Raw genomic sequence first — 9,626 nt, forward strand, 5'->3', positions numbered from 1 at the left:
CCTCCAACTCCGGAAGGCCTAATATTAATCCTGCGTGGGACATCGGTGTACTCTCCATTAAACGAACTTCGCAAATTCAGTTTAATGAACATCGGTGTCCCCCGTTAATGATGAAGAGCCATATCCTCTTTTCCATCACCGTGGGACCGTTTTGGGACCAAACGCCAAGCCCCCCCTCCAAAAAAATCGCTCTGACACAACCTGCGCGATCCCGGTCGCGTCCGCGGAGATCCATTTCCCGCAAAGTTCATCGATCTGGCAAGCCTTGATGAAAAGACGAGTCTATGGTCCACCAGGGCTGATAATCAGGTCCCCCCAATCGAGCTGTGTCAACGATTCTACGACCCGCTTTGAAAGACCTTCTTAATAAATTCAGTAGCAACCTTCATTTTTGCCGGCAAGTGGTCTCTATGGTGATAGCACATGTACAGTGGGTACTGATAGCAGGTGTATCTCGGGAGAAGCTGCTCCAGCAGCCCGGACTCGATTTCCTGGTTGATTGTGATGTCTGGCAGGAGCGTAATCCCGGCGCCAAATATTGCGGCCTCCTTCACGGCCAGCGCGTTGGAACTGACGAAGTTCCCGGCTGTTGGTGTTTTGTAGCTCTTGGTGCCTTTTCGAAACACTAATTGGTTGTACGACTTTCTGTCAGGACTCCGCCAAGCGAGGTAATTATATTTTTCTAAGTCTGTGGGGTGTGAGGGTCGGCCATGCTGGTCGAGATAACCGGGCGCGGCACATAGAACTGAATTAACTATACACAGCTGCTGCGCGATCACACTCGAGTCGCGCAGTTCTCCGGTGCGAATCGAAAGATCAAAGCCGGTGTGCTGCAAATCGCTCTCGCGTTCCGTGAGCTCCAACTCGATAGAAACCTCGGGGTACCTGGACAGGAAGTCTGGCAACTGGGGTGTCAGTTTGGTGTGCGCCATTAGCGGCGGCACGCATATCTTGACACTACCTCGGGGTATTTCCTTGAACCCACTCGCTTCAAGTGAAATGTCTTCAATTTGCTCCTTGATGCGTGCGCAACGCTCATACAGTTTCTGCCCTTCCTCAGTCGGTTTAAGGCTGCGGGTAGTGCGATGAATGAGGCGCACGCCCAGACTGGCTTCCAGAACCTGCATGCGCTTGCTCACCGACGAGTTGGCGATGCCCAGGCGCTGCGCGGCTTTGGAGAAACTGCCCGACTCGAGCACCTGAGCGAAAATCATCAGATTTTGTGCGTCTTGCATGGGGTAACCAATTATTTCGTATAAGAAAAAAAGAAATCCGATTTTACCTATTATCGTCATTGCGTGTTGTCTGTACACTTTTTTCTCATTCAGGATAAGAAAGGTGTTGAGCCATGAGTCAAATGAGCGTTACAGAGGCGGTCACTAACCGCCGGGCGGTCAGAGCATTTACCGATCGGCCAGTTGCTGAAGCCTTGATCAAAGAGTTACTTGGCACCGCGGGCCATGCGCCGTCAGGCAGTAACATTCAACCCTGGAATGTCCATGTCTTTACCGGTGAAGCGCTGCAGGCGGCGCTCCAATCCATTCAGGGCCGTCTGTATTCTGGCGAGATGGAAGTGCCGGAGTTTCCCACCTATCCGGAGCCTCTGGGTGAGCCCTACCGAGAGCGCCGTGCCACCTGCGGCGAGCGCATGTACACCGCGCTGGGTATCCCCCGTGAAGATAAGGGCGCGCGCATCCAGCAAGTCATGCGCAACTATCAGTTCTTCGGCGCCCCCGTTGGCATCATCATTACCATGGATAACAGTATGGGCGAGTCCCAGGCGCTGGATATAGGCATCTTTGCCCAAACCCTGATGCTGGTTGCCAAGGAGCGTGGGCTCGACACCTGCCCCCAAGTCAGTTGGACGTTGTGGCCCAAGGCCGTGAAAGAGGCCATGAGTATTCCCGCGGCCGAAAAAATCATGGTCGGTATTTCCCTGGGCTACGGAGAACCGGAAAACCCCGTCAACTACCTGAATCACCCTCGTGCTGATCTGGAAGATTTCGTCCAGATTAAAGGTTTCTAGCCTACAGAAAGTCTGTCGAGCAGGAGGAGATAAAAATGGAAGTGCCGTTGTACGATTACATCATTATTGGCGGGGGCTCCGCCGGCTGTGTGTTGGCGCAGCGGTTGTCACGTGAAGCCAGCCACAGGGTCCTGTTGCTTGAGGCAGGTGGGCGCGATCGCAATCCGATGATCCACATTCCTCTTGGGGCGACAACCCTGCAAGGTTCCAAGGCGGACTGGTGTTATGAAACTGAACCAGAGCCGGAACTCAATAATCGCCGTATCAAGTGGCCCCGTGGCAAGGTGCTGGGTGGCTCAAGCTGCCTGCATGGCATGATATATATTCGCGGCCAAAAAGAGGATTTTGACAGCTGGGCAGAGGCGGGCAACGAGGGCTGGTCCTACAAAGAACTACTGCCGTACTTCCGTCGCCACGAGCACAATACCAATGGAGAGAACCGCTATCATGGTGTGGGTGGCCCTCTCTGGGTGGACAAGGTAGCCGGGCAGTTCGATATGGCCGGGCAATTTGTCAAGGCGGGGGAAGAAGTGGGTATCCCCTATAATCCGGATTTTAATGGCGAGCAGCAGGAGGGTATTGGCTACTTCCAGGTCAATATCAAGAATGGCATTCGCCAGAGTTCCGCCGCCTCGCATTTGAACCCGAGCCGCAAGCGCCCTAACCTCACTATTGAGACCCACGCGCTGGCAACACGTGTGTTGATCGAGAATGGCCGCGCGGTAGGTGTAGCCTACCAGCGCAAAGGCGAGCGCCTAGAGCAAGAGGCACGCTGTAGCGGAGAGGTTGTCCTCAGTGGCGGTTCCATTAATTCACCGCAATTGCTAGAGCTGTCCGGAATCGGTGACGAGGCCCTGTTGCAGCGCCACGGTATCGAGGTGAAGAAGCACCTGCCGGGAGTGGGGGAGAACCTCCAGGACCACCTCACCATTAACGTGTGCTACTACATCAAGAACCACTCCACCTACTACGACGAAATGAAGCCCTGGCGTTTTATTCGCCACATCTTCTCGTACCTTTTCAAGCGCCGCGGCATGCTCGCCTTGCCGGCCGCCCAGGTCGGAGCGTTCTTCAGGACGGATGGCACCTTAAATCGTCCGAACGCGCAGATTCATTTTGCACCTGCCGCTGCCAGGTACAACGACAAGGGCGCAATGGTGCCCCAGCCGGGATCCACAGCCACCGTGTGCTACCTGCGACCCAGTAGCCGTGGCTCGGTGCACATCCAATCCAAGCGATACGATGAGTACCCTGCAATCAGGGCCAACTACCTGGCAACGCAAGAGGACAGGCAGGTCACGATCGCGGCGGTGAAGAGGACGCGGGCAATTTTCAAAGCGCAGTGCTTGCAGGCGTACGGTGGCCATGAGATGACTCCTGGTCCTGAGGTGCACTCTGATGAGGAAATCCTCGAGTACGTGCGCAAAGATGCCGTGTCGGTGTACCACCCAACCAGCACCTGCAAAATGGGGACCGATGCTCTGTCGGTAGTAGACCCGGCCCTGAAAGTACACGGCATCGACGGCCTGCGCGTGGCAGATGCTTCCATCATGCCCACCATCGTATCCGGCAACACGCATGCGGCCTGCGTCGTTATCGCCGACAAGTGCGCGGATATGATCCTGTCGGACCGGCGCACCGTTACAGCGCCCGCTGAACTGAACGAGGCTATCTCTCATGACATATATTGAAACTAGTTCGGCTGATCTCGCCCGCATTCTCCAGAACCAGCGTCGCGCCTTCGAGAGTGAGGGACCTGTGGCACTGGAAACTCGTGTGGACCGGATAGAACGCTGTATCGCCCTGATCGTCGACCATCAGGATGCACTTTGTGCAGCCGTCAATGAGGACTTCGGCGGTCGCTCCCAGCGCGTGACTCGGATGAGCGACCTGTTCACCTCGGTGAACACCCTCAAGTTCGTCAAGAAGTATATCCGCAAGTGGATGAAGCCCGAGCGGCGGCGTGCACCTTTCCCCATGAACCTGCTGGGAGCGCGGGCAGATATCTACTATCAGCCCAAGGGTGTGGTTGGCATTATGAGCCCGTGGAACGTTCCCATCAACGTTGTCTTCAGCCCGTTGGCGGACGTCCTGGGGGCGGGTAACCGCGCCATGATCAAGCCGTCAGAATTCAACCCGAAAACAGTCGCTGTGCTATCGGAATTGTTCCGCCAGTACTTCGATGAAACTGAAATCGCCGTGGTCAGCGGTGGTGCTGACGTCGGGTCAGCATTCAGCTCTTTGCCCCTAGATCACATCATCTTTACGGGCGCGGGGCAGGTGGGAAAGCTTGTGATGCGCTCTGCCGCACAAAACCTGACGCCGGTAACCCTGGAGCTGGGTGGCAAGTCACCGGTGATTGTCTCCCAGGGTGCCAAGCTAGAAGAAGCGGCGGAGAAAATCATTGCGGGTAAGGCCATGAATGCAGGTCAGGTGTGTATCAGCCCCGACTATTGCTTTGTGCCCGAGGAAAAAACGGAGGCGTTTATCAGTCACTGCCAGCAGACCATTGCCAACCAGTACCCGACCTTTATGCATAACGACGATTTCGTTTCACTGATCAATGAACGTAATTTCGATCGTGTACAGGGCTATATCACCGACGCGAGAGCCAAGAATGCGCGAGTCGTCACCTTGTCGCCCGAAGGAGAGGACTGGAATGACAGGGCTCGCCACCGTATGCCCATTCACCTGGTGATCGACCCCAGCGACGACATGAAGGTGATGCAAGAAGAACTGTTCGGCCCGGTTTTATGTGTGCTTCCCTACAGCGATCTGGGTGAAGTTATCGTTAATATAAATCGTCGTCCACACCCTCTGGCCATGTATTACTTTGGCCATGAGAAAAAGGAACAGGAATACCTGATTGCCAACACAACCGCCGGTGGGATGAGTATCAATGACATCGGAGTGCATTTTGCCTGCGACGACATGCCTTTTGGAGGCGTTGGCGCCAGTGGCATGGGCCACTTCCACGGTCGTGAAGGGTTTAAAACCTTCAGCCATGCGAAGTCGGTATTTCGTCAGGGGTTCCTCAATCTGCCTAAATTGTCCGGTTCCCTGCCACCCTATGGTGACAAGGTTGATCGCATGATGGATGCAATGATTAAGAAATAAACAATTAATATGCTAACAATATGATTTGGAGAAACGTAGCGATGTTACAACTTGGATTCTGGCACCTTGCCCAGCAGAACCCCGATGCACTTGCCTTGGTTGATCCTGAAGGCAGGGAATGGAGCAGGGGAGACCTTTTTAAAGAATGTAATCGTATCGCTCATGGCTTGCGCGCCCTAGGCTTGCAAAAAGGCGATAGCGTAGCTGCGCTTCTACCGAACTGTGCGGAGTTTTTGGCACTGAACCTGGCGGTTACGCAATTGGGTATGTATCTGGTGCCGATCAACTGGCATCTGGCAGCATCGGAAGTGGCCTATATCCTTAAGGACAGTGGCGCCAAGGTTTTCGTTTCTCACGCGCGTATCGAGGGTGTTGCCAGCGCCGCTGCCACCGAGGTCGGACTTGCCAGCGAGGCATGTTTCTCCATTGGCGATTTAAAAGGCTTCAGGCACTACCAGGAACTGGTGAAAGACCAGCCGGTGTCACTGCCGGAGGAACGGCTGGGCGGCATGGTGCGCAACTACACATCGGGTACCACCGGCAACCCCAAGGCGGTGGTGCGCGCCGCCTGGGAAATCGACCCGGAAACCATGGCGCAGAGCATGACCGGCATGCTGGCCCTGTTCGGTATCGCGCCGGAGGATGACAACGTGCATTTCTGCGGCTCGCCCCTTTACCACACCGGGGTGATGGTCTGGGCCATTAATTCATTGCACTTCGGCCATGCCGTGGTGATGGTCGAAAAGTGGGACGCGCAGGGCATGCTGGCAGCTATAGATCGCTACAAGGTGACGACCAGCCATATGGTGCCCACCCAGTTCACCCGCCTGTTGAAACTGCCGGATGAAATTAAAGCGCGCTACGATGTATCCAGTACGCGCCACATGATTCACGCCGCAGCGCCGTGTCCACCCGACATCAAGCGCGCAATGATCGACTGGTGGGGCTTGTCAATTTTTGAATACTACGCGGCCACCGAGGGCGGCGGTACTCTGGTCGGCCCTCGGGAATGGTTACAGCACCCGGGTACGGTAGGTAAGGCCTGGCCAGGTGCTGATATAAAAATTGTGGATGACGAAGGGCAGGACGTACCGACTGGCGAGAAGGGTACGGTGTATATGCTCATGTCGGATGTTGGCCGCTTCGAGTACAAGGGGGACAAAGCCAAGACCGAGAAAGACCGGTTGGGTGATTACTTCACGGCCGGTGATGTGGGCTATCTGAATGACGAGGGCTATCTGTTTCTCTGCGACCGTAAAATCGACATGATTATTTCCGGGGGCGCCAATATTTACCCGGCAGAGATCGAAAATGTGCTGATCCTACATCCCAAAGTGGCTGATTGCTGCGTGTTTGGTATTCCTAATAGCGACTGGGGCGAAGAGATCAAGGCGGTTGTTCAGCCGGCAAGTGGTGTGCCTACTGGCGAAGACCTCTCTAACGAGCTGATCACATTCTGTGCCGACAAGTTGGCCAAGATGAAACTGCCGCGCTCCTTCGACTATTTGAAGGAACTGCCTCGAGATCCCAACGGCAAACTGTACAAGCGTCGCCTGCGTGACCCGTACTGGGAAAAAGAAAACCGGCAACTCTAACACGACCTGACAAGGAGTCAGTATGCCCTATAAGTACATCAACATTGAGACAGAAGGAAACCTGTTCATTCTTACCATCGATCGCCCTGATGTCATGAATGCAATCAGTCCGGCTGCGAGCTACGAAATGGCCGAGGCGCTGGACCGGTTCGAGGCCGATGACAGTCTTTGGGTGGGTATTATCACCGGCGCGGGCAGCGATGCTTTCTGTGCCGGTGGTGATATCAGTGTAATGGCCGCCGCCAAAACCAATGAAGATTACCAGATGCCTCCCAGTGGCTACGGGGGAATGACTAACAGGACCAGTTGTAATAAACCGATTATCGCTGCGGTTAATGGTATTTGCTTTGGCGGGGGGTTTGAAGTGGCGCTGGCTTGTGATCTGGTGATCGCCTCAGAAAATGCCAAGTTTGCCTTGCCCGAACCGAAAATTGGAACCGCTGCAGTTGCCACAGGTATGCACCGTCTGGCTCGGGAAATAGGGCTAAAACCCGCGATGGCGATACTCCTGACAGGGGATACCGTTGACGCCGAACGGGCTGGCGCTTTGGGGCTTGTTGCCGAGATTGTACCGGAGGGAGAGGCGCTCACAGGTGCCAAGAAACTGGCAGAGCGTATTCTTCGATGTGCTCCATTGGCGATTCAGGCAACCAAACAATGCGTGTTGGGCGGTCTCGATCATGCCGGTGTTCCCGCAGCCCAGAAGGCTCAGGAGGCTGGGACTTTCCCGGCCCTGCAGACAATGATGGAGAGCCAGGATATTGGTGAAGGGCTCAATGCGTTTCTGGAAAAGCGGAGACCACAGTGGAAGGTGCGCTAAATTCGACATCAGGGCAAGGTCACATTTGATGCTTCCAATCTTTTGCCGTTGGTCCGGTAACTACCGAGTTGGCCAGGGACTTTTCGGTTTTTTTTGAGTGAGTTGATGCCCACTCCAGTAAAATGTCAGCCAACAAAATTTATAATGGATGGGATAGCTAATGAAACTCTATAACTTGGCTGTGATTAGCTTGCAGAAACTTACCGTTGCCTTGCTGCTTCTGATTGCTAGCATTAACACTGCAGTGGCTGCAGACAGGCCCAATATACTGGTTATCTGGGGCGACGATATCGGTATTGGTAACATCAGCGCCTACAATCGAGGCATCATGGGTTATAGCACGCCAAATATCGACCGTCTGGCTCGGGAGGGTATGCTATTTACGGACTACTACGGCGAACAGAGCTGCACAGCAGGGCGTTCTGCATTTATCACCGGTCAGCACCCTCTGCGCACCGGCCTGACAAAGGTGGGTTTTCCCGGTGCGACTATTGGTATCCAACCGGGTGATCCGACGCTGTCAGAACTGCTGAGGCCGCTAGGTTATACCTCCGGGCAATTTGGCAAGAACCATCTTGGCGACAGGGACGAATACCTGCCGACCAACCATGGCTTTGATGAGTTTAAGGGCAATCTTTATCACCTGAATGCTGAAGAGGAGCCTGAGCATGAGGACTATCCCACTGAACAGTGGGTGCGAGATATGTTCTCACCGCGCGGTGTGATCCACTCGTTTGCAGACGGCAGAATTCAGGACACCGGCGCCTTGACGCGCAAGCGCATGGAAACGGTGGATGAAGAATTTCTGTCCGCTGCGAAGAAATTTATCGACAAGGCGCATAGCCAGGAAAAGCCATTTTTTGTCTGGTTTGCCTCCTCCCGAATGCACCATAAAACACACGTCAAGAAAGAGACTCTGGGCCGTTCCGGTCAGGGTTTTTACAACGACGCGATGTTGGAGCACGACGATCATGTCGGTGCTTTGCTGGATCAATTGGACGAACTGGGGATAGCCGATAACACTATTGTTTTTTATTCTACTGACAACGGGCCGCATTTTAATTTTTGGCCCGATGGCGCGATAACACCTTACCGCAGCGAAAAGAATACAACCTGGGAAGGCGGTTTCAGGGTGCCAGCCTTGGTGCGCTGGCCAGGTAAAATTGCAGTAAATAGTACCTCTAATGAGATTATGTCTCACCTGGACTGGGTACCCACTCTGATGGCAGCTGTTGGGCAGAATGACATCAAGGGCAAGTTACTCTCGGGGCATCAGGTAGCTGGTAAGACTTTCACTACCCATCTTGATGGCTATAATTTTCTTCCCTACCTCACTGGGGAAGAACCCAGTGGCCCGCGCGAAAACTTTTTCTATTTTACCGATGGCGGCGAGCTATCAGCGGTTCGGATGGGAGACTGGAAGGTCATGTTTTCCGAGCAGCGACATCGCCGATACGACCTGTGGCGTGAGCAATTTGATGTGTTGCGTCAGCCGAAGCTGTTCAACCTACGCCGCGATCCCTATGAGCGAGCTGATACTGATTCCAACGCCTATAACGAATGGGTTATGGAGCGAGTTCCAATTTTTTACAAATCGGCGGTGGTGGTTGGAAAATTTATGAAGACTTTTGAGGAATACCCACCGAGCCAAAAGCCACAGAGTAGCGACCCAGAGAAATTTCGTGACTGATAGGTTAGGGGACAATTCGAGTGCGGGACAAATCAAGACGATCTACAGGCGGTGTCTTGCATTTTTAAATGCCTATAGTGTTCGAAGGCTTGCCAGAAGGACCGGAGCATTGGGTGAAAATACACAGATTTAGTTACAGGCTCCAAACCGCTCTTTAAAACCTTTGAGATACTTGTCACGCTGTATTTTGCCGTGATGTTTCAGTGTGTATCGGCCAATGTCTTTCAAGTCGTTTCTGGCAGCTTGGCGCAGTTTATATTTTAGGTTCATCCGGCATTCGTGTGGGTCACAGCAGCAGGATATAGGTTCAAACCGCCACAATGAAAGAACACGGCAGTCTTAAAATGCTCAGGATTTCGGAAGCCGCAGGCCCTTTTC

General features: G+C 53.9%; 8 protein-coding genes. 6 read left to right on the top strand and 2 right to left on the bottom strand.

The window, feature by feature from the left end; all coding sequences use genetic code 11:
• Positions 1 to 338: 338 nt before the first annotated feature.
• Entirely contained in the window at positions 339 to 1,235 is an 897-nt protein-coding gene (locus DWB85_RS18985) for a LysR family transcriptional regulator (RefSeq protein ID WP_162846206.1), read from the bottom strand.
• 113 nt (positions 1,236 to 1,348) lie between these two features.
• On the opposite strand from DWB85_RS18985, the gene DWB85_RS18990 reads away from it, so the two are divergent.
• The 6 genes from DWB85_RS18990 (at position 1,349) to DWB85_RS19015 (ending at position 9,248) form a co-directional block, all read left to right on the top strand.
• Positions 1,349 to 2,026, top strand: a complete 678-nt coding sequence (locus DWB85_RS18990; protein ID WP_084179942.1) for a nitroreductase — start codon at positions 1,349 to 1,351, stop codon at positions 2,024 to 2,026.
• A gap of 35 nt (positions 2,027 to 2,061) precedes the next feature.
• Positions 2,062 to 3,717 (top strand): GMC family oxidoreductase, encoded by a 1,656-nt coding sequence (locus DWB85_RS18995; protein WP_117957622.1) that lies wholly within the window; start codon positions 2,062 to 2,064, stop codon positions 3,715 to 3,717.
• Positions 3,704 to 5,143, top strand: a complete 1,440-nt coding sequence (locus DWB85_RS19000) for a coniferyl aldehyde dehydrogenase (RefSeq protein WP_117957624.1) — start codon at positions 3,704 to 3,706, stop codon at positions 5,141 to 5,143. The genes DWB85_RS18995 and DWB85_RS19000 overlap by 14 nt, the downstream gene beginning before the upstream one ends.
• Before the next feature lie 41 nt (positions 5,144 to 5,184).
• A complete protein-coding gene (locus DWB85_RS19005; protein WP_117957626.1) occupies positions 5,185 to 6,738 on the top strand; it encodes an acyl-CoA synthetase in 1,554 nt (517 codons plus the stop codon).
• 22 nt (positions 6,739 to 6,760) lie between these two features.
• A complete protein-coding gene (locus DWB85_RS19010; RefSeq protein WP_117957628.1) occupies positions 6,761 to 7,558 on the top strand; it encodes an enoyl-CoA hydratase-related protein in 798 nt (265 codons plus the stop codon).
• A 160-nt stretch (positions 7,559 to 7,718) separates the two neighbouring features.
• The gene (locus tag DWB85_RS19015; protein WP_117957630.1) at positions 7,719 to 9,248 is read left to right on the top strand and encodes an arylsulfatase; all 1,530 of its coding nucleotides are present in this window, start codon (positions 7,719 to 7,721) and stop codon (positions 9,246 to 9,248) included.
• A 129-nt stretch (positions 9,249 to 9,377) separates the two neighbouring features.
• On the opposite strand, the gene DWB85_RS20040 is transcribed toward DWB85_RS19015, so the two are convergent.
• Positions 9,378 to 9,518: a type II toxin-antitoxin system RelE/ParE family toxin gene (locus DWB85_RS20040; protein ID WP_117957632.1), complete on the bottom strand. Its 141-nt coding sequence runs from the start codon at positions 9,516 to 9,518 to the stop codon at positions 9,378 to 9,380.
• Positions 9,519 to 9,626: the final 108 nt, after the last annotated feature.

The sequence above is a fragment of the Seongchinamella sediminis genome (genome assembly GCF_003457605.1).
In the GTDB taxonomy this organism is placed as follows: Bacteria; Pseudomonadota; Gammaproteobacteria; order Pseudomonadales; family Halieaceae; genus Halioglobus; species Halioglobus sediminis.